Source organism: Bathymodiolus japonicus methanotrophic gill symbiont, from assembly GCF_019721995.1.
Taxonomy (GTDB): Bacteria; Pseudomonadota; Gammaproteobacteria; order Methylococcales; family Methylomonadaceae; genus Methyloprofundus.
In genome coordinates this window covers 247,391-269,984 of sequence record NZ_BLYC01000004.1, presented here as the reverse complement: position 1 = coordinate 269,984, position 22,594 = coordinate 247,391, and the positions used below count along the sequence as shown (strand labels likewise).

Here is a 22,594-nt window from a genome sequence, read left to right as displayed (position 1 = left end):
CCTGCATCATTTATGCCTGGATGATGGACAGAATTAAGGATTATTCCATCATTGAGCTAATTTTAAATGAAGGAGCCCTGGTCAGCTCGATTGCAGTATGGGAGATGGCAATCAAAAATGGCTTAGGGAGGATGCCTCTTCCCACCTCTCAAATTGCCGAGCAGATCGAATCACAAGGTTTTCAATGGTTAAATATTACGCCCCGTCATACTCAAGCCATCATGGAATTACCTACACACCACAAAGTTCCCTTTGATCGTTTACTTATTGCTCAGGAAAAATACGAATCTTTACGCGTAATAACTTACGATTCAATCTTTAAAAACTATCTTAATGATGCCTTGATTATAAAAAAATAAAATTTACAGGTGTCGGCTTCGCCTGTGCATAGGCATACACAAGTATTGCCTTTTCTCTGGGCATAAAAAAGGCTGCAGAAAGCGGCCTTTTTTACCTCATGATTTAATGTGTACCTGAGCCTAGTTATTTGGTGCAGTTTTCGTTGCGGCCTGGGGATGAGGTGGTGGAGTTTAGTTTTTCAGGAGGTGGAAGTATTTCAACTCCTGGTGTCTTGGAAGGGATGTTTTAAATTCCCCTCAAAGCTCACATAAATTGTATTAGGTCTCTTCAAGTGTATGGATAATGCCAGGGTTAAATTTGACCGCCTACGCCCTTAAACTTTTCAACAAAGGCGGCTATCTTTGCAAAAACAGTCAGCTTTTTTGTTTTATATTCTAGATTAAGCGGACTCATTTTTGGCAGAGTTGAATTTAGCTCAGTACCATTTTCACTTGCATATTCCCGTTTTAATGATGCCGTGATATAACGCTTGGCAGCATCCTCATTTAAACTTTCCGAACGAATCAATTGTTCAGCTTCACGCTTTTGTTCAGCTTGTGCAAATGAGAAAAAAGCATCAATAATACTGGCCTTATCGTTAATATCGTCCAGATTGGTTTGATTAATGAAATCGACAATTAGGCTTTCTTTAGCGCGATTACCTAAGCTGGCCATCAGTGTTCCCATTGAAAGAACAGGCGCGCCATGCTACCTCACGAAATTCCGGGACTCCTGTCGCCGTAATTCGTTCACCTACGCAGCGAATAGGAGATGCTCCAGCCGCCCTGCGTCCGCCACAGACTGAGCACAAAGCAGCTCAGTCATGGCTACCACAAATGGCTCTACGGCTATTCGGGATAAAATTTTAGCCTCCCTCGCGCGCTATCGCGCACTTCGGATTGGCAAATTTCCCTGCGCCTTCTGGAGACTATCAGCCCGTCCGGGGCTGACAGCGGAAGTCGGCGCACTTCCTCAATCAACGTGGCTTTGCTCTTGTTCTTTTTATTGTGTTCAAAAATCAACTCAAGAATATAGTCTAGATTAATCTCTTGTGATTTAAGCAGAACCACCTCAAATACCACATCATCCCAATCGATATGGGAGCTTGCTTTATCATTGTCCGCTTTTTCACGGCGTAGCCAATCGCGCGTATCGTTATACGTTGAACGATAATCCTGAATAGTTCGTTCTGACGGTACTTCGATGCTTTGCATTGCGGCTAAGTCATCATCGTTCAAATAGTGTTTTTCTTTAAATCCTTCAACTGCTTGCAGGTCATCCATGTCAATATTCTGTAAGGCTTTTAGGCCTGCAAATTCATCATAGTTTTGCAGTATATTTTCTACCCGCAAATATTCGCCAAATAGTTTAGCAAAGTCTTTCTTGTCTTTTTCTAACACAATCTCATCAGGCTTGGGGAAACGTTGTTGTAATTCCTTTACTACATCCAGATAACCGCGTCTGGCTTCGCCTGTGGTTATATCGGTAAAGCCTTCCATATATTCTTGGTAGCTTTTTTCCAGCACTACATTTTTAGTGTTCTTATCGCCAAATAAAGTAATCGCATCCACCGTAGCTTGCTCTAAATCGCGGAAGGTGACAATATTGCCAAAGGTTTTGGTGGCATCATAAATGCGGTTGGTGCGTGAAAAGGCTTGCATTAAGCCGTGGTAACGCAGGTTTTTATCAACAAACAACGTATTCAGCGTGGGTGCATCAAAGCCCGTTAAAAACATCCCCACAACAATCAGCAAATCCACTTCTTGTTTTTTAACCCGCAGCGCAAGGTCGCGGTAGTAGTTTTGAAAGCCCTTGCTATCGACCCCAAAATTGGATTAAAACGGGCGTTATAGTCGTCTATAGCGACACTTAAAAACTCTTTAGCACTGCTATCCATCGCGCTGACTTCAAAGGTTTCATCAGGAATTGCGCCTATTGCATCTTGCGCTTCATTGGCTGCAAATGAAAATATGGTCGCTACATTGAGCCGCTTATTATCAGCCCCCTTTTGTAAGCGCTTAAACGATTCATAGTACGCCTTGGCAGCAGCCACACTGCTCACGGCAAACAGTGCATTAAAGCCTTTGCCACTCGCTTGCTGACGACGCGTCTTTTGTCTGAAATTATTTAAGATATATTGAGTTATTTCACCAATACGGTCGGGGTGTAATAACTCCTGCTTGTTTTCTGCGGCACTGAGCTTAAGCTCATCCTGCTCAGTCTCAATAGCCTTAAACTGTGGGCGTACATCGTTATAATCTACTTTAAACTTGAGCACTTTTTCATCACGAATCGCATCGGTAATCACATAGGAATGCAACTCACTGCCAAACACGCTGCCCGTGGTTTCAGCACCCAAAGCGTTTTCTGGGAAGATCGGCGTACCCGTAAAACCAAGCTGATAATATTTTTTGAATTTCTTTTTAAGGTTCTTTTGCGCCTCACCAAACTGGCTACGGTGTGCCTCATCAAAAACAAACACCACTTGTTTATTATAAATAGGCAAGTCATCGTCACCCTTTATTAAGTTATTGAGCTTTTGAATGGTGGTAACAATAATTTTATTGTCTTGCTTATCAAGATTACGCTTTAAGCCTGCGGTACTGTCAGAGCCATTCACGCTATCGGGTGAAAAGCGTTGGTATTCTTTCATGGTCTGATAATCGAGATCTTTACGATCAACCACAAAAAATACTTTATCAATAAAATCCAGTTCAGTCGCCAAACGGGCGGCTTTAAAGCTGGTTAAGGTTTTACCTGAGCCGGTGGTATGCCAGATATAGCCACCGCTCTCGGTCTTACTCCAGTTTTTGCCTTGATAGGCACTGTTAATTTTCCACAAAATCCGCTGAGTCGCGACAATTTGATAGGGGCGCATCACCAACAAAGTACCGCTCACATCAAAGACCGAATAGTGCAACAGCACATTTAACAAGGTATTTTTCTGGAAAAATGTCGCGGTAAAATCTTTTAAATCTTTAATTAATGTATTATCCGACTTCGCCCAATTCATGGTGAAATCAAAGCTATTTTTATCGCGCTGGATGGTATTGGCGAAATAGCGGCTATCTGTACCGTTAGAAATCACGAATAGCTGTAAATACTTATACAGAGAGTTATCGGCATTAAAGCTTTCTTTGCTGTAACTGTGCATTTGATTAAAGGCTTCGCGTATCGCCACACCCGCTGAAAATCATGGAAACGTAGCTTAGCGAAGTGGTGATTTTTAGTCCCTGATAGGCGACAGGGCAATTCGCTGATTCGACGTGTGCTAGCAGCACGCGAGAGGAGCAAGAATTGCATTCCGAATAGCCGTCCAGCCAGTGAGGTAGTAATGACGAAGCGTCTTTTGTGCGTAGTCGTTGCGGACGCAGGGCGTTCAGGGCATCTCCCATCCGCTGCGTAGGTGAACGAATTATGGCGACAGGAGTCCCGGAATTTCGTGAGGTAGCATGGCGCGCCTGGCGCTTTTTAAGCTCTATTTGCACCAAGGGCAAACCATTCACCAAAATCGTAACATCGTAACGGTTTGCCAGTGTTCCTGTTTGCGCAAACTGTTTAATCACCTGTACTTTATTGCGTGCAATGGTTTTTTATCCAGCAAATAAATGTTTTCGATATGCCCATCATCAAACACAAAATCAAAGATATAGTCATCATGAATCTTACGAGTTTTGGCGAGGCTGTTATCGCTAGGTTTATCTAAATATTGTTCAACAAAGCGTCGCCATTCCCCCTCCAAAAACTGTAAACCATTCAATGCTTGCAAAGCTACTCGCACATTAGCCAGCATTTTATCCGGTGTATTTAAACCGCTTATATATTCATAGCCTTGGTTTTCCAGGTCACGAATCAGCTCACGTTCTAAATCATCCTCACTTTGGTAGCTTTCACTCGATGTTCAAGTTTTTGATATTGAGAAGGTAAAATCAGGTATTCTGAGGTTGTTGTAATTTTATCGGTGTAAGCCCATGTTAATGAATGCCCCAGCCACCTTTATCCAAAGCTATATTGACGATTTAAATGATGCGCTCAATCAGCTAAAACCCGGAGCCGCTTTGACACGGATTCAAGCCGCTTGGTTGGGCACTTGTTTAACGGGCATACTGCTAATGAACTCTGTTTGCTGGGCTAAGTTTGAGCGAGCAAGCCTTGGAGATTGCAAAGTAGCCGCATTATCCTGGGTGTTTCGTAAAGCAAGTATACCCTGGGACTGGTTGCTACGGGTGAGTGTGGTCTTAATTTTAAAACGTTATGGCATTACTGAAGGTGTGTTGGCCTTTGATGAATCAGACCGAGCACGATCTAAGTCTACAAAACGTATTTATAAGGTTTACAAGCAGAAACACAAAGGCTCCGGCGGGTATGTTAATGGACAAACGATAGTATTATTGCTGCTAGTTACCTCATCCATTACAGTGCCTGTCGGTTTTTTCTTTTATATGCCGGATCCAGCCTTAAAGCAGTGGGATAAAGAAGATAAACGGTTGAAAAAGAGCGGTATAGCAAAAAAAGATCGGCCTATTAAGCCTGAACGTGACAGTGCCTACCCGACCAAAACAGAGATTGCATTAGGCTTATTAAAAGAGTTTAAAGTTGCGCATAGCCTGATTAAAATTAAAGGCGTACTGGCTTGATGCGCTGTATGGTGAAAAAGCCTTTATGGACGAAGCCGCTAAAGAATCTGGAGGCTCGCAGGTGATTAGCCAATTACGTAAAAACCAAAATATTGAATATAGAGGTAGAATAAGGTCAGTCGAGAGCTACTTTAATTCGATTAACAAAGGCATTGATCAGATAATACGCGTACGTGGCGGCAAAGAGATTAAAGTGACTGTCAGCAGTGCACGATTAAAGGTGAGTTCTCACAGTAAAAAACGCTTTGTCATTGCCTTAAAATATGACGGTGAAAACGACTATCGCTATTTAGTGGCGACAGACCTGACTTGGCGCACACAAGATATTATTCAAGCCTATACGTTGAGATGGCTGATTGATGTTTTCTTTGAGGACTGGAAGCTTTATGAAGGATGGGGGCGTGAGGCCAAACAATTAGATGAAGAGGGATCAAGCCGTGGCCTGATTCTGAGTCTTTTGTTTGACCATTGCCTTCTCCTTCACCCAGAGCAAATAGCCCGCATTGAAAGCAAACTACCTGCGTATACCGTAGGAAGCTTACAGCGCAAGTCTCAAATGGATGTACTGCTTGAGTTCATCACGTCATTGCTAGAGTTTCCAGATCCTGGTGATAAGCTGAAAGAGTTAGGTGAATTAATACAGGCGCGCCATGCTACCTCACAACATTCTGGGACTCCTGTCACCAACATTCATTCGCCTACGCAGCGAATGGGAGATGCCCTGGTCGCCCTGCGTCCGTCTCAACTACGCACAAAACCCTGCTCCGTTAAGACTACCTCAAATGGCTGGACGGCTATTCGGAATGCAATTCTTGCCTCCCTCGCGCGCTACTAGCGCACTTCGGATCAGCGAATTGCCCTGTCGCCTACCAAGGACTAAAAATCATCACTCCGCTTAGGCTCCGTTTCCCTGATTTTAAGCGGGGAAACTTCAGCTTTTAAAATTGTCAGTAATGCAAAAGTGAAGCAGGTTTTAAACTATAAATTTCTGCATCCGGAATTGATGGATATTCATTATCCTGCAGAATAGCTCTCGACAAGGACTAAGGCCATTCTCTTCGAGCTATTTTTTGTCTTTCACGCCTAGATTTTCCACAACAAAGTACTCAACTGGTGTTTTTAGGATAATAATGTCTGGGTTGGTATTAAATAATCATTATTTGATGACGCCACTACCGCATATAAAGCTATTTAGCTGCAAACTTTTCCACATTCTGCCCAATCAGAAATAAAGATAGCGTATAATACAATAATACCAGTATGGAATTAGGCTATTAGCCATTAAAGCTGCTACGTGCTCTATCTTATAGCAAGCACCCTCATTATTTTAATACTTGTTCAGCACCCCCGAAGTTAGCAATAAATCAATTGCTTATGCTGTTTTTTGTTTTACTTATTTAAGGGATACTGTACTAGTCAAGCCTGTTACCCACCCTGGTTAAATTACAATAAATAACTTAGGAGCCACATCAGCTATGCTGTCAGAAGCAATCAACCCCATTAAGTCTAAGCATTTTAATAAAATCGCCCTGCCCTCAGTTATCATCGCAGCTTTTGTTATGCAGCCTGCAACCGCTTATGATATAGCTGATTTTGACAAACCTGTCGAAAGCGGCTTAAAGCTAGGTCAGGAAGATGCAAAGTATGGTCAATTTAAAGTTGACTTGCGCTACCGCTTTGAAATGGTCGATGTCGCCAACAATGGTAGAGAAACAGCCTATGCTAATACCCTGCGTCTACGCCTGGGTTATTTAACACCTGAATTTTATAGTTTTCAGGGGTATGCTGAATATGAAGGTAATCTTGCCATGCAAAAAGATTATTTCTCACCACTATCCAACTGGAAAGGCGATCCTACTCGTGAAGTAGTCGCAGACCCACAGACAAGTGAATTAAATCAGTTATGGATAAGTTATAAAGGTATACCAGATACTGAAATAAAAGCCGGTCGCCAAGAAATCAACATTGATGATCAGCGTTTTATCGGTACAGTAGCCTGGAGACAGATGGAGCAAACATTCGACTCAGGTGTCATCACCAACACATCAATTGAAAATTTAACTTTAAAAGCGGGTTATATCGGTCAGATCCAGGATATCTGGTCTCAGAGCAGAGATGTTAACTTCCCTTTTGCTAACGTGAAATATAAATATCAGGAGCTCGCCACTGTAACAGCTTATGGTTTTTGGCTAGCAAGTTACGATAAACATAAAGCCGGTCTATCTGCTCAGACATACGGCTTAAGTGTACATGGCTCACCTATACTCAATGATGAAATAAAACTGCATTATCGTGCAGAATACAGTTATCAGTCTAATTACGCTAATAATCCTAATAGTGTTAAATTAAGCCGTTACAGCCTGATGGGGGGATTCAGCTTTATGGGCGTTACTGCCAAAGGTGCTGTAGAAGAATTAGGCGCAAATGTCTCTCAGGCATTTCAGACACCCTTTGGAACCAACCATAAATTCCAAGGCTGGGCTGATAAATTTCTGGTCACGCCAAAAGATGGTGTACGCGATATTAATGCAACACTAGCAGGCAAGATCTTAGGCACTAAATTAATGTTTGTATACCATAATTTTCAAAGTGTTACTAACAGCATCGATTACGGCAATGAATTTGATTTCTTAATCACCAAAAAATTTGCCCGCCATTATCGTATCCTGGCCAAATACGCGTATTATGATGCGAATGAAGCAAACGGTCTGGCTGCATTTAATAAAAACACCCACAAATTCTGGCTACAGGCTGGTGTTAGTTTCTAACTTCTCTAAACCCCATAGAGATAAGCTATGTCTTGTCTCTGTGGGTCATGATAATTATTGATTTTCTCTTCATGGCAGTGAGACTAAGCCGAGGAACGAACTTTCAGATATTTCGCGATTCATTTTATTGTGGCAACTCATTAAGCGATAATATTTTTGTGACTTCATAAGCGGGCTGTTGATAAGGGTATGCCTGCAACAGAGCTACTACCACTTGTTTAATCAGCCGATCAGCACACACCATTTTTACCTTATATTCAGATAGCCTGGTGATTTTTTTCGGTTTCACCAATAAACGGCTGACTGCCTTGCAGTGGCTTAAATTGTCCTGTGCCTTTAACTTGCCAGGCACAGCAATCATACTCGCCTATCTTTCCAGCCCCTTGCGCGAACAAGGCTGTTTTTACTTGTTCAACATGACTTTCTGGTACGAAAAAACACAGTTTATACATAGCTTATATGTAGTTATGCAGATTTGATCTGATAAATTTAATACTGTCTAGGCTTGATCCTCCCTATCCGGCTGGATAAGATACAAAAGCGTGAAACCAAGAATTACAAGCAAATGGAAATCTGCCTGTTGGCCGTTCCAGGTCTTCGATTGCCACATTAAAAACAATTTCCCACCTAGCGCAATAAACCCTGTAAACCAGAGCAATATACCTAATGTTAGCCCAAGAATTGCAAACCCTTTAGCTTTATATTAAATCGGGCTAAATCGTTTTCTGAACTGAATAGATTACATCCTCCCAACCAGCACAAAACTGCAATTACAACATCAACAATGATGATAAAAAAATAAGCTGCATGATAAACAAAAGGCGTATCAATTGCCCACCATGAATCTCTATTATGCTGAAATACGGCATCCATTTTAAGCAGGTGCACAACGAACTCATAGTTCGCGCCAATCCGTAAGATTATTAAACACCACTAATGAAACATAAAACGCGACTGCCCAGACAAGAGCAACCTTAGAGTACCTTGTGTACATAGCACCTCCAAGGATAATTTCTAACGCCTACTTCACATCTTTCACCGCAAGCGTAATTTTGTGAATTTTGCCAGTAAAACGGGTCTCATCACGCCCGATGCCGATGCCTTCAGCGACTGGCGTCTGATTGTCGAGACCAACGTCAGCCGTTTCATCGGCGGAGAATATCAGTGGCTGGGTCTTCTCGATACGTCCCTTGGCGACTGTATTTCCGTTGACGGAAAGAGTCGCCTTACCGCCTTTGCCGAGTCCACCACCATCGTAGACAAAGTCCAGTAAAATAGTCGCATCACCCGCAGGAATCCTGCTAGTCGATGCTACGGTAAAACGTTCCAAGCCAAGATAGTTGTAGGTGTAGATTGGTTTTCCGTCTTTCATATAGAGCGACCAGCCTCCGAACCGCCCACCCTGAGAAAGAATCACACCATTCGCGCCACCCTTGGGAATCACAACCTCAGCCGTGATCGTCTTCGAGCGGTTCTTCACATTCATGAAGGTATTCTCCAACATACCGTCCATCCCAGAGTAGAGCGTCAGTGTTGTTCTGTCACCCAGGAGATCAGGACGACCCGCAATGGCAGGATTCATCCGCGCTATGACCCGATCATCAATCGGCAAAGCATGGTATTTCTCAGCTTCGCTCATAAACAGCGCCTCCATCTCGACAACTTTCTGCGGATATTTGTCAGCCAGGTTATTGGCAAGGCTGAAGTCTTCATTTACATTGTACAAATCCCATGTGTCTGTCTCTAATGGAGGCATATTAACCGCTTGCCAGGGTGCCCGATGAATTGTCCGTGCAAACCAGCCATCGTGATAGACCGCCCGGTTGCCAAACATCTCAAAGTACTGGATTGTGTGCCGCTCTGGGGCATCTGCGTCATTGAACGAATATAGTAGGCTGGTACCTTCGATAGGCGTCTGAGGTGTACCATTAACGCTCTTCGGCTCAGGTAACACGGCTGCTTCGAGAATGGTCGGCGCGATATCGATGACGTGACCAAATTGGCTGCGCATTCCGCCCTTCTCCTTGATGTCATTCAGCCAATGAACGATCATTCCATTGCGGGTACCGCCGAAGTCTGAGGCTACCTGCTTGGTCCACGTAAAAGGCGCATCAAAGGCTACTGCCCAACCAGCCGCCATGTCAGGCGCGCCATGCTACCTCACGAAATTCTGGGACTCCTGTCGCCATAATTCGTTCACCTACGCAGCGGATGGGAGATGCCCTGAACGCCCTGCGTCCGCAACGACTACGCACAAAAGCCGCTTCGTCATTACTACCTCACTGGCTGGACGGCTATTCGGAATGCAATTCTTGCTCCTCTCGCGTGCTGCTAGCACACGTCGAATCAGCGAATTGCCCTGTCGCCTATCAGGGACTAAAAATCACCACTTCGCTAAGCTACGTTTCCATGATTTTCAGCGGAGGAAAGGTCTCCGGGCCACCCCACTTATCAATCAACGGAACCAGGTCTTCCACCTTCTCGGTGACATTGTTGAAGTAACTGAAGTTTCCCAATAATTATTCATGGTAAAATTGAAAATATGCTACAACTATATGAAAAAAATAGTCTTTTCATTCGTTTCAAATGCTATTGCCTAAGGGGAATTAAGTAGGGGTTTGCTATAACTCGATGTTCAAGTTTTTCCATCCCATTGCCATCAAACTCTTACCTTCACCCAGCAGAACAATACTTTAATGATGCTGTTGGCCCTAAGCGCCCTAAATCTCTGCCAATCATATGTTTTCCTGATGGCATCAGTTGAAACACATCCTTTATTAATTCACCTAACTCTTTCAGCTTATCACCAGGATCTGGAAACTCTAGCAATGACGTGATGAACTCAAGCAGTACATCCATTTGAGACTTGCGCTGTAAGCTTCCTACGGTATACGCAGGTAGTTTGCTTTCAATGCGGGCTATTTGCTCTGGGTGAAGGAGAAGGCAATGGTCAAACAAAAGACTCAGAATCAGGCCACGGCTTGATCCCTCTTCATCTAATTGTTTGGCCTCACGCCCCCATCCTTCATTAAAGCTTCCAGTCCTCAAAGAAAACCTCAATCAGCCATCTCAACGCATAGGCTTGAATAATATCTTGTGTGCGCCAAGTCAGGTCTGTCGCCACTAAATAGCGATAGTCGTTTTCACCGTCATATTTTAAGGCAATGACAAAGCGTTTTTTACTGTGAGAACTCACCTTTAATCCTGCACTGCTGACAGTCACTTTAATCTCTTTGCCGCCACGTACACGTATTATCTGATCAATGCCTTTGTTAATCGAATTAAAGTAGCTCTCGACTGACCTTATTCTACCTCTATATTCAATATTTTGGTTTTTACGTAATTGGCTAATCACCTGCGAGCCTCCAGATTCTTTAGCAGCTTCGTCCATAAAGGCTTTTTCACCATACAGCGCATCAGACAGTACGCCTTTAATTTTAATAAGGCTATGCGCAACTTTAAACTCTTTTAATAAGCCTAATGCAATCTCTGTTTTGGTCGGGTAGGCACTGTCACGTTCAGGCTTAATAGGCCGATCTTTTTTTGCTATACCGCTCTTTTTCAACCGTTTATCTTCTTTATCCCACTGCTTTCAGGCGCGCCATGCTACCTCACGAAATTCCGGGACTCCTGTCGCCATAATTCGTTCACCTACGCAGCGGATGGGAGATGCCCTGAACGCCCTGCGTCCGCAACGACTACGCACAAAAGCCGCTTCGTCATTACTACCTCACTGGCTGGACGGCTATTCGGAATGCAATTCTTGCTCCTCTCGCGTGCTGCTAGCACACGTCGAATCAGCGAATTGCCCTGTCGCCTATCAGGGACTAAAAATCACCACTTCGCTAAGCTCCGTTTCCATGATTTTCAGCGAAGACCCGATCGTATACCGTGAATCTCTATGGAAAACAGCGTGAAGTCAGGGCTTATAGTCGCGTTGTCATGCTGAAAACATTGAAACGACCCGTTCAGGTTGTCTGGGTGTTTCGTCGCACACAGTGGATTGCTTTGTTTACGACCGATCTAAGTTTATCCGTCACACAGATTATTGAGTATTATGGTGCGCGATGGAAAATAGAATCCGGGTTCAAAGAGCTCAAGCAAGACATAGGGAGTCAGAAAAGTCAGTGTCGAAATGCGCAGGCAGTGACCAACCACAGGCGCGCCATGCTACCTCACGAAATTCCGGGACTCCTGTCGCCGTAATTCGTTCACCTACGCAGCGAATAGGAGATGCTCCAGCCGCCCTGCGTCCGCCACAGACTGAGCACAAAGAAGCTCAGTCATGGCTACCACAAATGGCTCTACGGCTATTCGGGATAAAATTTTAGCCTCCCTCGCGCGCTATCGCGCACTTCGGATTGGCAAATTTCCCTGCGCCTTCTGGAGACTATCAGCCCGTCCGGGGCTGACAGCGTTTGAACTTCTGTATGATGGTAACAACGCTGACGTGGATTTACGCGGATCGTTTAAAAACCGATCCGGAACGTCGGCACAAAGTGAAGGGGCGAGCCAGTTTCGCATTTTCAGATATCCGCCGCATCATTGCCGAAGCGGCTTTGGATCCGGATTTTGAAAGGGTTTGCCCCAAATACAGCAGCTCCCCTGTAAATTCGGTGGTAGCCGTTTTATTGCGAATGGTTGCTTGATGAATTTCTAAGAAACTTCAGCAATTAAAGGTATCTTCCGATAAGCGGATAGCTCATCGCATTCATACGGTCTTAGATCTTCTTCCTAGTATAAAATACAATCAGCAGGGAGAATATGCAACAATTGCTGACGTATCTGTTCGCGCATGATACCTACAGTTGAACTCTTGCTCATATTTGGGTCCGGTGAAGTGAGGGAGATCCGATTTAAATTATTTTAACTGCCTACGAGAACCTCAGCACTCATTGTACTTATATTTTTCTGTACATTGCACATTTTTCTACGCGCATAGCTCTCTTTCATGCTATGCGGAAATTCCTCTGCATAACCTGCTAACACTAGGATTCAGGCATCATTTACAGGACTTATTGGCGGACTACTACCATTTGAGCGTGCTCGGAACAGCCAGATATCTTAATAAATTATAATTTATTTCTGGTAAATTACGCGGAATTATCTTATAGTAATCACAGCTACAGGTTTTGTTATTGGCAGTTATGGTTGTTCCCACCGTGTTACCCCCTCTTCTGAATACCCCGTTTCACTAGCTGTATGCGATTCCCTATTTGTTTAATTTATTTCAGGTGTAAAGATACATGGCTACAGGTACAGTAAAATGGTTCAACGAGGCTAAAGGTTTTGGTTTTATTTCTCAGGATGATGGCGGCGCAGATGTATTCGTACATTTCAGTGCAATCCAGGGTTCTGGATTTAAAACATTAAATGAAGGTCAAGCTGTTGCTTACGAAGTAGAAGATGGCCCAAAAGGTCCTCAAGCTACGAGCGTTACAGCTGCTTAAGGCATAACGCCTTAAATACGCAGAACCCCGCTCCAGCGGGGTTCTTTTTTTGTGGCTTAATTTAATCATTAACCCCTCAATACCCCAAAGGGAAACAGAATTGAAAAAACTATTTATTGGAAATTTATCTGCCAACACAAGTGAACCAGAGCTTGAGGCTTTGTTTTCTGAATTTGGAAAGGTGCGCTCACTAAAGCTTATCACGGATGTTTTTTCTGGACAATGCAAAGGTTTTGGCTTTATTGAAATGGAAGGTCATGAAGCGCGTGCAGCAATATCAGGCCTGGACGGCAAAGATTTCAACGGCAAGCCACTAAGAGTTGGCTTTGAAACTCCGAAAGCAGGACGTCGCTCACGCTAATTAACACGCTGCAACAGCCCCAGACATTCTAGAAATCCACGCACTTAATTATATAAATTCGGGCTAGATCAACAGCCCCTGACGATGCTATTTATCTAATATCATCAGCTACCAGGGCTTGTATGGGGCGCAAACGCCGCTTCTAGGTTCATAGAGAAAGAGCGCTGCATTAGTTTCGTTCATTACATCAACACCAAAAGCTCATCTAAAATTGTGCCATTACTGGCCAGGATTTGCTTGGGGAATACGCCGTTATTTCCTTTGAAATCTGTTACCGTTCCCCCTGCCTCCAATACGATTAGCGCACCCGCTGCAACATCATATAAATTTAATTCCTGCTCCCAGAAAGCATCGACCTGACCGTCAGCAACTAGGCATAAGTCCATTGCGGCTGAACCAAAGCGGCGCTGTCCCGTGGTTTTTTGTGCGATTCTGCAAAAGCGCTCAAGGTTATTTTCTTCCAGGTACGAGCGTAAACAGGCGAACCCGGTTGCAATCATGGAATTGCCCAGGTCAGTTTCATTAGAAACACTGATTTTCTGGGCGTTTTTAAACGCGCCTTGCCCCCTTTTTGCACAGTAATAATCGCTCAGTGCTGGTGCATAAACGGCACCGAAAATCAGCTCGTCATCAATTTCCAAAGCAACACTGATAGACCAGAAGTATTGCCCCTTGGCAAATGAGTGAGTGCCATCAATCGGGTCAACAATCCAGCGCTGACTCTGGTTCTCACTTTTTCCGCTCTCCTCGCCCCAAAAACCATATTCTGGATAATGTTTGGCGAGCGCAGATTTAAGAAATTTTTCTACGGCGACATCGGCTACGGTAACAAAGTCGCGCGGGCTTTTTTGGGAAATTTCCAGGTTTTGCAGGTCATTGAACTGACTTAGAGCAATATCTCCGGCTTCGCGGATAATAGTTTCAAGTGTGTCTAGTGATACTGGCATTATATTGATGCTTGTTTGAGATTGCTTTTGTATGTCCTGGTAAGTTAACGGCAGGCTAAAACCAGGCATAAAGAATAGTGCGTGATTGAACATCAGATTATTATAGCATATCAATAAGCCGAGGATTTTTGCTATCGCGCGAGGCAGTATGGCTATATTCGTTAGCTCTTGGCTGCAGATAAGCACAGGTAATTCAGGTATCGCCTTAAATTTGTGTGGTTTAATCTGAATTCGATAGACTAGCCCTACTGGGTTTTGTTATAATTAGAATATTTTCCGCACCTAATTTTAAGTTGCGGACAGACTTTTACATTTATCTCTAGGAGAAAACTGGATGGCGATTAAAGTTGCAATTAATGGTTATGGCCGTATTGGGCGTAATGTTGTACGTGCTATATATGAAGCGAACCGTACAGATGAAGTTGAAATTGTTGCAATCAATGATTTAGGTGATGCAGAAACGAATGCGCACTTAACGCAATATGACACTGTACATGGAAAGTTCCCTTTTGAAGTGACTGTAGAAGGTGATTATATTGTTATTAATGGCGATAAAATCAGAGTTTTGGCAGAAAGAGACCCTGCAAAACTTCCATGGACAGAATTAGGCGTTGATGTTGTACATGAGTGTACTGGTTTTTTTGCTACTAAAGAAAAAGCCTCTGCACATTTAGCCGCAGGTGCAAAAAAAGTCATCATTTCTGCGCCTGGAGGAAAAGATGTTGATGCTACGATTGTATATGGCGTAAATCATGATGTTTTAAAAGCATCCGACACTGTTATTTCTAATGCATCTTGCACAACAAACTGCCTTGCACCTCTAGTTAAGCCGTTGATTGACGGTATCGGAATTGAAAGCGGCTTGATGACGACAATCCATTCTTACACAAATGATCAAGTTTTAACTGATGTTTATCATCCTGATTTACGTCGTGCGCGTTCAGCGACGCAATCTATGATTCCCACTAAAACAGGTGCAGCGGCAGCAGTGGGTTTAGTATTACCTGAAATGGCCGGTAAACTGGATGGTTTCGCGATGCGTGTGCCGACAATTAATGTATCTGTAGTAGATTTAACCTTTGTCGCATCCAGAGCCACAACGAAAGAAGAAATTGACCAGTTATTAGTAGCGGCATCTGAAAGCTCATTAAAAGGCGTATTAAATATCAATAACAAGTCTTTAGTCTCTATGGACTTTAATCATGACCCTGCTTCTTCAACGTATGAAGCAAGCCTAACTAAAGTAACCGGCGGAACATTAGTTAAAGTACTCGCGTGGTACGACAACGAATGGGGCTTTTCAAATCGTATGGTTGATACTACGGTTGCCCTAATGAACGCAAAATAAGCACCCAATTGATCACGATGTAAGGCGGACTTTAGTCCACCTGCTTTCGCCCACATAATCAGACGAACACGCCCCAGCATTAGCTGATAGATCATTCAACCATATCTATGGTTGAACTCTTTGTCTTATTTAGATTACCTTAATAGCTACTCCCCCTTTATATGCCTGAAATCAGAAGAACGAAAATATTAGCAACCCTTGGACCTGCAACAGATAAACCTGGAGTATTAGAAGAACTCTTTAGAGCAGGGGTTGACGCTGTACGACTAAACTTTTCTCATGGTAGCGCACAAGATCATATTGATCGCGCCAATAATGTACGCGCAGTCTCTAAAAAAACCGGACGACGTGTCGGTATTCTGGCAGATTTGCAAGGACCCAAAATTCGTATCGCCCGTTTTGCTGAAGATAAGGTCTGGCTGGATGAGGGACAAGATTTTGCTTTAGATATTAATCTTAATGAAAACGATGGTGATAATACCCATGTGGGCATTACCTACGAAGCATTAGCTAATGAGGTAAAAGAAGGCAGCCGATTGTTGCTTGATGATGGCCGCGTGGTTTTAGATGTTGTCAATGTCGTTAATGGGCGTATTAATTGCACCGTAGTTGTCGGCGGATATTTATCCAATAACAAAGGTATTAATCTATTAGGTGGAGGCTTATCTGCTGCTGCTCTGACAGAAAAAGATAAAGAAGATATTATTACTATTGGCAAGATTCAGGCAGATTTTGTTGCTGTATCTTTTCCGCGCTGTGCGGATGACCTGCATCTAGCTCGCAAGCTATTAGCTGATGTAGACTGTCACGCTGGAATCGTTGCCAAAATAGAACGCGCAGAAGCCATGCAGAAAGAAGTGATGGATGAAATCATTCTTGCTTCTGATGTAATTATGGTGGCGCGAGGTGATTTAGGCGTGGAAATTGGTGATGCAAATTTACCAGCTGCACAAAAAATACTTATCAGCCGTTCACGAGAACTAGATCGAGCCGTTATTACCGCAACGCAAATGATGGAATCGATGATTGAAAATCCAATTCCAACGCGCGCTGAGGTCTTTGATGTCGCCAATGCTGTACTTGATGGAACTGATGCCATTATGCTTTCAGCAGAAACAGCAGCGGGTAAGTATCCAGTACAGACCGTTCAAGCAATGGTGCGCGTCTGTCTGGAAACAGATAAGCAGCGAGCGGCTAGAACGTCCAAGCATCGAGTTGATACGCGCTTTGAACGTACAGATGAGGCAATTGCTATGGCAGCGATGTATTTGGCTAATCATTCAGATATACAAGGCCTGGTTTCGCTAACAGAATCAGGTGCAACGCCTTTATGGATGTCGCGAATCAGATCCGGATTACCTATCTTTGCATTTAGTGGCTCTGAAGCGACCCTGGGAAGAGTTACTCTGTATCGCGGTGTTATACCGATTTACTATGAGCTAAAAACTCAAGATCATGTGCAAATAAACAGAGACGTAATTGAATTACTAAAACAATTCCATTATGCCGAAAAAGGCGACACCTTTATTATTACTAAAGGTGATCTAACTGGGCAGGAAGGCGGAACAAACGCACTTAAAGTAGTAACCGTTGGAGCAGGCTTAATTCCTGAATAAAGATAACCAGGCATTGTTACATCGTGGCAGTGCCTTTACAGCTTCTAAATCGTATACACGACATAATTAGCGGCATTAATATGAGTGATTAATAACCATGCTTAATATAAGTTATTAATTTTAAAAAAATATTTTTGCTACTTTATGTTATTATACTCTACATGCGTAAGCTTTGTATTATGCATCAACTCTATAATAATCATTTACATAAGGTGAAATCTAAGATGGGTTTATTGAAAAAATTAGTAGTGGCTTTTTTAGTTAGCTTCGCAATGCTTGCTGTGGCTCCTTCTGCAATGGCAAAGCCTGCAGGTAAAGTGGCAAACCAGACTCAAGAGGGCGTAGTACAATCGCTAGATGACACGGTTGCGATCGCAGAAGAAACTTTAGCGGCAATGAAAAGTGGGGCCGATAAAGAGACAGTTATGGCTTTACTAAAGAAGACTAAACAGACTGGTAAAACAATTGAAAGTTCTGTTGTATTAGCTAATCGTGACAGGGCACTTGGAAAGCTTAAAAAAGCTCGTTCTGCGTATAAAAAAGATCAACATGAAAAAGCTGAAGAGTTAATGGGTCAAGCAGTTGATAAATTCAAGAAAGTAAGAGACCAATATCACAACTTCTAAAAACATTTATTGTTAATGGTGCTGACCTAAGGCACCAAATTAATAAAAGGCTCATTGCATGCAAAGCGATGAGCATTTTTTATGTCTGTGAGCTAATAGTTATCGAGTAGCATACGGTTATACAGCACGGTCGCCAAAGCACTTAAATGTCAGTGCACAAGTTTTAAGACCGCAATTTTAACCTAAATTCTCAACTGTAATCTCGGCATACTTATCTTTTATTTCGATGATTTGCGGTATAATGCCTAGAAACTTATCCACCAGATCAGCATCGAAATGAGCTCCCTTCTCCTTCTTTAATAGATCGATAGCATCTGCTACCAGCCAGATGCTTATAGGGGCGCACTGTCGTGAGCGCATCAAACGTATCTGCAATTGCAACGATACGTGCGTGCAATGGAATTTCTTCCCCTTTTAGACCCTGCGGGGGTATCCAGATCCATCCCATTTTTCATGATGGGTCAGAGCAATATCCCGTGCTAAATTAAGTAATACTGAATTATGGCTACCTAAAATTTCAGCGCCCATCTGCGGGTGGGTTTTCATGATTTCCCATTCACCGGCATCCAGGTTTCAGAAGAATTCTATCCGGAATTCCAATCTTGCCTATATCATGCATAGGCGCCGCATTAAGCAACAGGCCCGCTTCTTCGTCAGACATGCCATTGGCAAGCCTCAGCAGTTTTGAGTAATGACTCATGCGAATAACATGCATACCCGTTTCGTTATCTTTATACTCGGCAGCACGCCCTAAGCGTTGAATAATTTCCAGGCGAGTCTGGTCTAGTTCCCTGGTTCGTTCCTTGACCATTTCATCTAAAACAGGCGCGCCATGCTACCTCACGAAATTCCGGGACTCCTGTCGCCATAATTCGTTCACCTACGCAGCGGATGGGAGATGCCCTGAACGCCCTGCGTCCGCAACGACTACGCACAAAAGCCGCTTCGTCATTACTACCTCACTGGCTGGACGGCTATTCGGAATGCAATTCTTGCTCCTCTCGCGTGCTGCTAGCACACGTCGAATCAGCGAATTGCCCTGTCGCCTATCAGGGACTAAAAATCACCACTTCGCTAAGCTACGTTTCCATGATTTTCAGCGAAGGCGAATAAAGTCGATATCCTTCAACTCTGGGCATGAACGAGCCCACAAAGGATGACGCTCTGCTAACAGGGCAGGTTCCATACTTTCATTGCAGTGTTGGTGAATATGCTCAGAGAGTGGTAGGTCTTTAAGCATGGGTGATATCCGTTTATGAGGTGATTAAAACGAAAATTTTTAGAAAACCTTTTTCGGCAATTGCAAGCTTTATTTGAAATTATTTGTTGTTTTTTTACGGTGCCTACAGAGTGTCTATTTGCTGTTATAAGTGATTAAAATCAAAAAGATGGAAATATTCGAGTGGTGCTACATTCAGGTAGGTTATAGGCTGCTTTGTTTAGGCACCTCTTCTTTCAATGGGAACACTGATGACCTTAATAAGAACATCATCACTCATCGCTTAAGCTCTCTCTGCAATTCCAGGCATGGTGATATGAAACATTCGCCAACCGAAAAGGAAAATGAAGAGACTTAAACCAAGCATTATCCCTAATATTTGCGGTTGCATTAGTTCTTGTCCCTACAGCAAATTTTGGGTGGCAATTAATAATGGACTAAAAGGATTCATATACTGAAGTTTCCCAATAATTATTTATGGTAAAATTGAAACTATGCTACAACTATATGAAAAAATAGTCTTTTCATTCGTTTCAAATGCTATTGCCTAAGGGGAATTAAGTAGGGGTTTGCTATAAACATGGCAAAACCACCTAAAATAAACCTCGATCGCTGAAAACATGCCAAAGGTTAATGCCATACTCATCATATTCCCCATATCGCGTAGAACCAGGTTAATAATCGCCATGGTAAAGCCAACGCCTAAAGCCATAAAGTATAATGCTAATTAAGATAAAAGGAATCAGCAGGCTATGCCATGAGGGAATGAAGCCATACCAAATAAAGACGATAGTGACTGGTAGCAATCGAATAATAAAATATAATACGGCCTGTCCAATGGCAGAGAAGACCAATGCTTCCTTAGGAAAATTAATTTTAGTCACTAAAGACCCAGCATTAACAAGGCTATTAGTACAGCCAATTAGGCACCCCGAAAATAAGTGCCAGACAGAAACACTCCATAACGCGTGTATCACATACGGCATGGCAGTTTCTCCCATATCAAAAACACCAGGCGCGCCATGCTACCTCACGAAATTCCGGGACTCCTGTCGCCATAATTCGTTCACCTACGCAGCGGATGGGAGATGCCCTGAACGCCCTGCGTCCGCAACGACTACGCACAAAAGCCGCTTCGTCATTACTACCTCACTGGCTGGACGGCTATTCGGAATGCAATTCTTGCTCCTCTCGCGTGCTGCTAGCACACGTCGAATCAGCAAATTGCCCTGTCGCCTATCAGGGACTAAAAATCAACACTTCGCTAAGCTCCGTTTCCATGATTTTCAGCGGATGTTTTGCTAAAAAAGTAAAGATAGCTACGGTAACAAGTTGTGGTAAGACAGCCCAGATATATCCGAGTATAGATTGGCGATAGAGTACAGAATAGTCTCGAATAACCAGTCGCCAAATTAACTCTCTGCTTTCCATTAGCTCCTGTATCATTTCGCGCCATATTTTTTTATTTTGGCCTTTTTGACGGGCTAAATATATTATTATGTTTTCAGTTGTTTTTTTCATTCCTGAATTCAGGTATTATCAATATCTCTTGAACCTAAAAAACGCAGTTGACCGATATGTAACATTGTAAACCGCTGAACATTAAAAAATAATGATCGTAAACCTTGTCACCTGTTGGGTGAGTGACCTCCGCTTCACAGTTTTGTGAATAAATCTATGCGCGAAACCCTGTTTTACAGCTCTTGCCAAGGGCTCCGGCCATTGTCTGCGAGTTGTATCTTAACTTTCATGCACAGGTTATCCACAAATTCTGCGCTCAACTGCGGATTCTTGGTTCAAGCAATAACCCTACAAACCTGCGGACATAAAAAAACCAGCCGAAGCTGGTCTTTTTAATAGAAATGCAGGAAGTTTAATCTTCTGCTTCTTCTAGTTCAGGGCGGTCAACTAATTCAACGTATGCCATAGGTGCTTTATCACCGGTACGGAAGCCACACTTCATGATACGCAAATAACCACCAGGACGATCTTGGTAACGTGGGCCAAGTTCGTTAAATAATTTAGTTACAATTGCGCGATCTCTTAGTTTTGCAAAAGCGATACGGCGATTTGCTACTGAATCTTTTTTAGATAAAGTCAGAAGTGGCTCAGCGATAGTGCGTAATTCCTTTGCTTTGGGCAAAGTCGTTCTAATTAATTCTTTATCAAATAAAGACGTTGCCATATTGCTAAACATAGCTTTTCTATGACTGCTATTTCTATTGAGTTGTCTACCAGACTTACGATGTCTCATACGGTTAAACCTTGTTTTGTTATAAAACCGCTTGAGCTTGCTCAAGCAAATTTTCAGGCGGCCAGTTCTCTAGTCGCATTCCTAAAGAAAGTCCCTTAAGTGCTAACACATCTTTTATTTCAGTTAGCGACTTTCTACCTAAGTTGGGGGTTTTCAATAATTCAAATTCAGTACGCTGAATTAAATCACCGATATAATATATATTTTCAGCTTTCAGACAGTTTGCAGATCTAACAGTCAACTCTAAATCGTCTACTGGACGCAGTAGATTTGGATCGATCTGCGGGACTGGCTCGACTGGCTCGTCGATAACTGGCTCGTTAATTTGCTCTAAATCAACAAACACAGAAAGTTGATCATGCAAGATTGTTGCCGCAAGCTTTATAGTCGCTTCAGGATCTATTGTTCCATCAGTCTCTAGCTCAATGATCAGTCTATCCAGGTTAGTACGTTGCTCAACTCGTGTAGTTTCTACACTATAAGCAACAGTCTCAACCGGACTATATGAAGCATCAACTTGCAATGCACCGACGACACCGACACCCAAACCTTCGGTGCGCGTGTTTGACGGCTCATAACCACGACCGCGCTGAATATTGATTTTCATATTCAGTTCGCCTTCTTCGGTTAAATTCGCAATAACCAATTCAGGGTTTATGATTTCAACGTCATGGGTAACTTTTATATCCGCTGCAGTAACAGCACCAGAACCACTTTTACTTAATGTTAAAGTAACTTCATTACCAGAATGCAGAATAATAGCTAATTGCTTTAAGTTCAGTAGGATGTCAATAACATCTTCTTGTACTCCATCAATTACTGAATATTCATGTTCCGCTTTTTCAATTTCGGCACTAACAACAGCACAACCAGGAATTGAAGAAAGAAGAACTCTTCTTAATGCATTTCCCAAAGAGTGACCAAAACCTCGCTCTAGAGGCTCGACAACTATTTTTGAATGATTAATTGATTTACTAACAACCTCAACCAATTGAGGCCTTAATAAACCAGTAACAGCACTATGCATTT

Annotated in this window: 30 protein-coding genes and 7 pseudogenes; 17 read left to right on the top strand and 20 right to left on the bottom strand. The window is 43.0% G+C overall.

Annotated features, from left to right (window positions below; genetic code table 11):
• Positions 1 to 20: 20 nt before the first annotated feature.
• A complete protein-coding gene (locus tag K6984_RS08510) occupies positions 21 to 359 on the top strand; it encodes a type II toxin-antitoxin system VapC family toxin (protein ID WP_230987982.1) in 339 nt (112 codons plus the stop codon).
• A gap of 292 nt (positions 360 to 651) precedes the next feature.
• On the opposite strand, the pseudogene K6984_RS08505 reads toward K6984_RS08510, so the two are convergent.
• Positions 652 to 1,017: pseudogene (locus K6984_RS08505) on the bottom strand (type I restriction endonuclease subunit R, EcoR124 family); the annotation flags it as partial.
• Complete coding sequence (locus tag K6984_RS08500; protein ID WP_221895125.1) at positions 998 to 1,150, bottom strand: hypothetical protein; 153 nt, start codon at positions 1,148 to 1,150, stop codon at positions 998 to 1,000. The gene K6984_RS08500 and the pseudogene K6984_RS08505, both read right to left, overlap by 20 nt.
• Before the next feature lie 12 nt (positions 1,151 to 1,162).
• Between K6984_RS08500 and K6984_RS08495 the strand changes: the two genes are divergently transcribed.
• The gene (locus K6984_RS08495; RefSeq protein WP_221895124.1) at positions 1,163 to 1,384 is read left to right on the top strand and encodes a hypothetical protein; all 222 of its coding nucleotides are present in this window, start codon (positions 1,163 to 1,165) and stop codon (positions 1,382 to 1,384) included.
• Here the strand turns inward: K6984_RS08495 and K6984_RS30785 are convergent.
• A pseudogene (locus tag K6984_RS30785) lies at positions 1,296 to 3,523 on the bottom strand (type I restriction endonuclease subunit R, EcoR124 family); the annotation flags it as partial. The gene K6984_RS08495 and the pseudogene K6984_RS30785 sit on opposite strands and share 89 nt — an antisense overlap.
• A complete protein-coding gene (locus tag K6984_RS08480; RefSeq protein WP_221895123.1) occupies positions 3,498 to 3,734 on the bottom strand; it encodes a hypothetical protein in 237 nt (78 codons plus the stop codon). The pseudogene K6984_RS30785 and the gene K6984_RS08480, both read right to left, overlap by 26 nt.
• Here K6984_RS08480 and K6984_RS08475 point away from each other — a divergent pair.
• Complete coding sequence (locus tag K6984_RS08475; RefSeq protein ID WP_221895122.1) at positions 3,691 to 3,864, top strand: hypothetical protein; 174 nt, start codon at positions 3,691 to 3,693, stop codon at positions 3,862 to 3,864. The two genes, K6984_RS08480 and K6984_RS08475, sit on opposite strands and share 44 nt — an antisense overlap.
• On the opposite strand, the pseudogene K6984_RS08470 reads toward K6984_RS08475, so the two are convergent.
• Positions 3,804 to 4,234 (bottom strand): annotated as a pseudogene (locus K6984_RS08470) (type I restriction endonuclease); the annotation flags it as partial. The gene K6984_RS08475 and the pseudogene K6984_RS08470 sit on opposite strands and share 61 nt — an antisense overlap.
• A gap of 76 nt (positions 4,235 to 4,310) precedes the next feature.
• Between K6984_RS08470 and K6984_RS08465 the strand changes: the two are divergent.
• From K6984_RS08465 to K6984_RS08455, 3 genes are all read left to right on the top strand, one after another.
• Positions 4,311 to 4,976: a transposase gene (locus K6984_RS08465; RefSeq protein WP_221895121.1), complete on the top strand. Its 666-nt coding sequence runs from the start codon at positions 4,311 to 4,313 to the stop codon at positions 4,974 to 4,976.
• A gap of 25 nt (positions 4,977 to 5,001) precedes the next feature.
• A complete protein-coding gene (locus K6984_RS08460; RefSeq protein ID WP_221895120.1) occupies positions 5,002 to 5,811 on the top strand; it encodes a hypothetical protein in 810 nt (269 codons plus the stop codon).
• 640 nt (positions 5,812 to 6,451) lie between these two features.
• Entirely contained in the window at positions 6,452 to 7,744 is a 1,293-nt protein-coding gene (locus K6984_RS08455) for an alginate export family protein (protein ID WP_221895119.1), read from the top strand.
• A 124-nt stretch (positions 7,745 to 7,868) separates the two neighbouring features.
• Here the strand turns inward: K6984_RS08455 and K6984_RS08450 are convergent.
• From K6984_RS08450 to K6984_RS08440, 4 genes and pseudogenes are all read right to left on the bottom strand, one after another.
• A pseudogene (locus K6984_RS08450) lies at positions 7,869 to 8,196 on the bottom strand (NGG1p interacting factor NIF3).
• A 47-nt stretch (positions 8,197 to 8,243) separates the two neighbouring features.
• Complete coding sequence (locus tag K6984_RS32910) at positions 8,244 to 8,402, bottom strand: DUF2165 domain-containing protein (RefSeq protein ID WP_263458682.1); 159 nt, start codon at positions 8,400 to 8,402, stop codon at positions 8,244 to 8,246.
• Positions 8,403 to 8,413: 11 nt separating this feature from the next.
• On the bottom strand, positions 8,414 to 8,617 hold the full coding sequence (locus K6984_RS32905) for a DUF2165 family protein (RefSeq protein ID WP_263458681.1): 204 nt from the start codon (positions 8,615 to 8,617) through the stop codon (positions 8,414 to 8,416).
• Between the two features lie 148 nt (positions 8,618 to 8,765).
• Positions 8,766 to 9,890, bottom strand: a pseudogene (locus K6984_RS08440) (alkaline phosphatase family protein); the annotation flags it as partial.
• Between the two features lie 65 nt (positions 9,891 to 9,955).
• On the opposite strand from K6984_RS08440, the gene K6984_RS08435 reads away from it, so the two are divergent.
• Complete coding sequence (locus K6984_RS08435) at positions 9,956 to 10,246, top strand: hypothetical protein (protein ID WP_221895117.1); 291 nt, start codon at positions 9,956 to 9,958, stop codon at positions 10,244 to 10,246.
• Between the two features lie 171 nt (positions 10,247 to 10,417).
• On the opposite strand, the gene K6984_RS08430 is transcribed toward K6984_RS08435, so the two are convergent.
• Both K6984_RS08430 and K6984_RS08425 read right to left on the bottom strand, forming a co-directional pair.
• Positions 10,418 to 10,792: a hypothetical protein gene (locus K6984_RS08430; RefSeq protein WP_221895116.1), complete on the bottom strand. Its 375-nt coding sequence runs from the start codon at positions 10,790 to 10,792 to the stop codon at positions 10,418 to 10,420.
• Positions 10,773 to 11,309, bottom strand: coding sequence for a transposase (locus tag K6984_RS08425; RefSeq protein WP_221895115.1), 537 nt, complete (start codon positions 11,307 to 11,309; stop codon positions 10,773 to 10,775). The genes K6984_RS08430 and K6984_RS08425 overlap by 20 nt, the downstream gene beginning before the upstream one ends.
• A 97-nt stretch (positions 11,310 to 11,406) precedes the next feature.
• On the opposite strand from K6984_RS08425, the gene K6984_RS08420 reads away from it, so the two are divergent.
• Positions 11,407 to 11,661, top strand: coding sequence for a hypothetical protein (locus K6984_RS08420; protein ID WP_221895114.1), 255 nt, complete (start codon positions 11,407 to 11,409; stop codon positions 11,659 to 11,661).
• A pseudogene (locus tag K6984_RS08415) lies at positions 11,630 to 11,902 on the top strand (transposase); the annotation flags it as partial. The gene K6984_RS08420 and the pseudogene K6984_RS08415, both read left to right, overlap by 32 nt.
• Here the strand turns inward: K6984_RS08415 and K6984_RS08410 are convergent.
• Positions 11,841 to 12,017, bottom strand: coding sequence for a hypothetical protein (locus K6984_RS08410; RefSeq protein WP_221895113.1), 177 nt, complete (start codon positions 12,015 to 12,017; stop codon positions 11,841 to 11,843). The pseudogene K6984_RS08415 and the gene K6984_RS08410 overlap by 62 nt on opposite strands.
• Positions 12,018 to 12,029: 12 nt before the next feature.
• On the opposite strand from K6984_RS08410, the gene K6984_RS08405 reads away from it, so the two are divergent.
• From K6984_RS08405 to K6984_RS08395, 3 genes are all read left to right on the top strand, one after another.
• The gene (locus K6984_RS08405; protein ID WP_221895112.1) at positions 12,030 to 12,320 is read left to right on the top strand and encodes a hypothetical protein; all 291 of its coding nucleotides are present in this window, start codon (positions 12,030 to 12,032) and stop codon (positions 12,318 to 12,320) included.
• A 670-nt stretch (positions 12,321 to 12,990) separates the two neighbouring features.
• Positions 12,991 to 13,194, top strand: coding sequence for a cold-shock protein (locus tag K6984_RS08400; RefSeq protein ID WP_221895111.1), 204 nt, complete (start codon positions 12,991 to 12,993; stop codon positions 13,192 to 13,194).
• A 100-nt stretch (positions 13,195 to 13,294) separates the two neighbouring features.
• Positions 13,295 to 13,555: an RNA recognition motif domain-containing protein gene (locus K6984_RS08395; protein ID WP_221895110.1), complete on the top strand. Its 261-nt coding sequence runs from the start codon at positions 13,295 to 13,297 to the stop codon at positions 13,553 to 13,555.
• Between the two features lie 182 nt (positions 13,556 to 13,737).
• On the opposite strand, the gene K6984_RS08390 is transcribed toward K6984_RS08395, so the two are convergent.
• Positions 13,738 to 14,502 (bottom strand): inositol monophosphatase family protein, encoded by a 765-nt coding sequence (locus tag K6984_RS08390; protein ID WP_221895109.1) that lies wholly within the window; start codon positions 14,500 to 14,502, stop codon positions 13,738 to 13,740.
• A 334-nt stretch (positions 14,503 to 14,836) separates the two neighbouring features.
• Between K6984_RS08390 and gap the strand changes: the two genes are divergently transcribed.
• The 3 genes from gap (at position 14,837) to K6984_RS08375 (ending at position 18,092) form a co-directional block, all read left to right on the top strand.
• Positions 14,837 to 15,850 (top strand): type I glyceraldehyde-3-phosphate dehydrogenase, encoded by a 1,014-nt coding sequence (gap, locus tag K6984_RS08385; RefSeq protein WP_221895108.1) that lies wholly within the window; start codon positions 14,837 to 14,839, stop codon positions 15,848 to 15,850.
• Positions 15,851 to 16,020: 170 nt separating this feature from the next.
• Positions 16,021 to 17,466, top strand: a complete 1,446-nt coding sequence (gene pyk, locus K6984_RS08380; protein ID WP_221895152.1) for a pyruvate kinase — start codon at positions 16,021 to 16,023, stop codon at positions 17,464 to 17,466.
• Between the two features lie 161 nt (positions 17,467 to 17,627).
• Positions 17,628 to 18,092: a hypothetical protein gene (locus K6984_RS08375; protein ID WP_221895107.1), complete on the top strand. Its 465-nt coding sequence runs from the start codon at positions 17,628 to 17,630 to the stop codon at positions 18,090 to 18,092.
• A gap of 177 nt (positions 18,093 to 18,269) precedes the next feature.
• Here K6984_RS08375 and K6984_RS08370 read toward each other — a convergent pair.
• A pseudogene (locus K6984_RS08370) lies at positions 18,270 to 18,912 on the bottom strand (HD-GYP domain-containing protein); the annotation flags it as partial.
• Entirely contained in the window at positions 18,905 to 19,027 is a 123-nt protein-coding gene (locus tag K6984_RS32900; RefSeq protein WP_263458680.1) for a hypothetical protein, read from the bottom strand. The gene K6984_RS32900 and the pseudogene K6984_RS08370, both read right to left, overlap by 8 nt.
• Here K6984_RS32900 and K6984_RS08365 point away from each other — a divergent pair.
• Positions 18,984 to 19,205, top strand: coding sequence for a hypothetical protein (locus tag K6984_RS08365; RefSeq protein WP_221895106.1), 222 nt, complete (start codon positions 18,984 to 18,986; stop codon positions 19,203 to 19,205). The genes K6984_RS32900 and K6984_RS08365 overlap by 44 nt on opposite strands.
• On the opposite strand, the gene K6984_RS08360 is transcribed toward K6984_RS08365, so the two are convergent.
• The 3 genes from K6984_RS08360 to K6984_RS32895 form a co-directional block, all read right to left on the bottom strand.
• Positions 19,189 to 19,332, bottom strand: coding sequence for a hypothetical protein (locus K6984_RS08360; RefSeq protein ID WP_221895105.1), 144 nt, complete (start codon positions 19,330 to 19,332; stop codon positions 19,189 to 19,191). The genes K6984_RS08365 and K6984_RS08360 overlap by 17 nt on opposite strands.
• 653 nt (positions 19,333 to 19,985) lie before the next feature.
• Positions 19,986 to 20,312, bottom strand: a complete 327-nt coding sequence (locus K6984_RS08355) for a hypothetical protein (RefSeq protein WP_221895104.1) — start codon at positions 20,310 to 20,312, stop codon at positions 19,986 to 19,988.
• A gap of 1 nt (position 20,313) precedes the next feature.
• Positions 20,314 to 20,436 carry a hypothetical protein gene (locus tag K6984_RS32895; protein ID WP_263458679.1) on the bottom strand — a complete coding sequence of 41 codons (123 nt, stop codon included), beginning with the start codon at positions 20,434 to 20,436 and terminating at the stop codon, positions 20,314 to 20,316.
• Between K6984_RS32895 and K6984_RS08350 the strand changes: the two genes are divergently transcribed.
• Entirely contained in the window at positions 20,393 to 20,689 is a 297-nt protein-coding gene (locus K6984_RS08350) for a hypothetical protein (protein WP_221895103.1), read from the top strand. The two genes, K6984_RS32895 and K6984_RS08350, sit on opposite strands and share 44 nt — an antisense overlap.
• A 495-nt stretch (positions 20,690 to 21,184) precedes the next feature.
• Here K6984_RS08350 and rplQ read toward each other — a convergent pair whose 3' ends face one another.
• Positions 21,185 to 21,565, bottom strand: a complete 381-nt coding sequence (rplQ, locus tag K6984_RS08345) for a 50S ribosomal protein L17 (protein WP_221895151.1) — start codon at positions 21,563 to 21,565, stop codon at positions 21,185 to 21,187.
• Between the two features lie 19 nt (positions 21,566 to 21,584).
• Complete coding sequence (locus K6984_RS08340) at positions 21,585 to 22,592, bottom strand: DNA-directed RNA polymerase subunit alpha (protein ID WP_221895102.1); 1,008 nt, start codon at positions 22,590 to 22,592, stop codon at positions 21,585 to 21,587.
• Between the last annotated feature and the right edge of the window lie 2 nt (positions 22,593 to 22,594).

Coding starts and splice junctions, on each gene's coding strand:
- K6984_RS08510 (WP_230987982.1), top strand. CDS start 21: ATGATGGACAGAATTAAGGATTATTCCATCATTGAGCTAATTTTAAAT.
- K6984_RS08495 (WP_221895124.1), top strand. CDS start 1,163: ATGGCTACCACAAATGGCTCTACGGCTATTCGGGATAAAATTTTAGCC.
- K6984_RS08480 (WP_221895123.1), bottom strand. CDS start 3,734: ATGGGAGATGCCCTGAACGCCCTGCGTCCGCAACGACTACGCACAAAA.
- K6984_RS08465 (WP_221895121.1), top strand. CDS start 4,311: ATGTTAATGAATGCCCCAGCCACCTTTATCCAAAGCTATATTGACGAT.
- K6984_RS08460 (WP_221895120.1), top strand. CDS start 5,002: ATGGACGAAGCCGCTAAAGAATCTGGAGGCTCGCAGGTGATTAGCCAA.
- K6984_RS08455 (WP_221895119.1), top strand. CDS start 6,452: ATGCTGTCAGAAGCAATCAACCCCATTAAGTCTAAGCATTTTAATAAA.
- K6984_RS32905 (WP_263458681.1), bottom strand. CDS start 8,617: ATGGATGCCGTATTTCAGCATAATAGAGATTCATGGTGGGCAATTGAT.
- K6984_RS08435 (WP_221895117.1), top strand. CDS start 9,956: ATGGGAGATGCCCTGAACGCCCTGCGTCCGCAACGACTACGCACAAAA.
- K6984_RS08420 (WP_221895114.1), top strand. CDS start 11,407: ATGGGAGATGCCCTGAACGCCCTGCGTCCGCAACGACTACGCACAAAA.
- K6984_RS08405 (WP_221895112.1), top strand. CDS start 12,030: ATGGCTACCACAAATGGCTCTACGGCTATTCGGGATAAAATTTTAGCC.
- K6984_RS08400 (WP_221895111.1), top strand. CDS start 12,991: ATGGCTACAGGTACAGTAAAATGGTTCAACGAGGCTAAAGGTTTTGGT.
- K6984_RS08390 (WP_221895109.1), bottom strand. CDS start 14,502: ATGCCAGTATCACTAGACACACTTGAAACTATTATCCGCGAAGCCGGA.
- gap (WP_221895108.1), top strand. CDS start 14,837: ATGGCGATTAAAGTTGCAATTAATGGTTATGGCCGTATTGGGCGTAAT.
- K6984_RS08375 (WP_221895107.1), top strand. CDS start 17,628: ATGCGTAAGCTTTGTATTATGCATCAACTCTATAATAATCATTTACAT.
- K6984_RS08365 (WP_221895106.1), top strand. CDS start 18,984: ATGGGAGATGCCCTGAACGCCCTGCGTCCGCAACGACTACGCACAAAA.
- K6984_RS08360 (WP_221895105.1), bottom strand. CDS start 19,332: ATGCTTAAAGACCTACCACTCTCTGAGCATATTCACCAACACTGCAAT.
- K6984_RS08355 (WP_221895104.1), bottom strand. CDS start 20,312: ATGGGAGAAACTGCCATGCCGTATGTGATACACGCGTTATGGAGTGTT.
- K6984_RS08350 (WP_221895103.1), top strand. CDS start 20,393: ATGGGAGATGCCCTGAACGCCCTGCGTCCGCAACGACTACGCACAAAA.
- rplQ (WP_221895151.1), bottom strand. CDS start 21,565: ATGAGACATCGTAAGTCTGGTAGACAACTCAATAGAAATAGCAGTCAT.
- K6984_RS08340 (WP_221895102.1), bottom strand. CDS start 22,592: ATGCATAGTGCTGTTACTGGTTTATTAAGGCCTCAATTGGTTGAGGTT.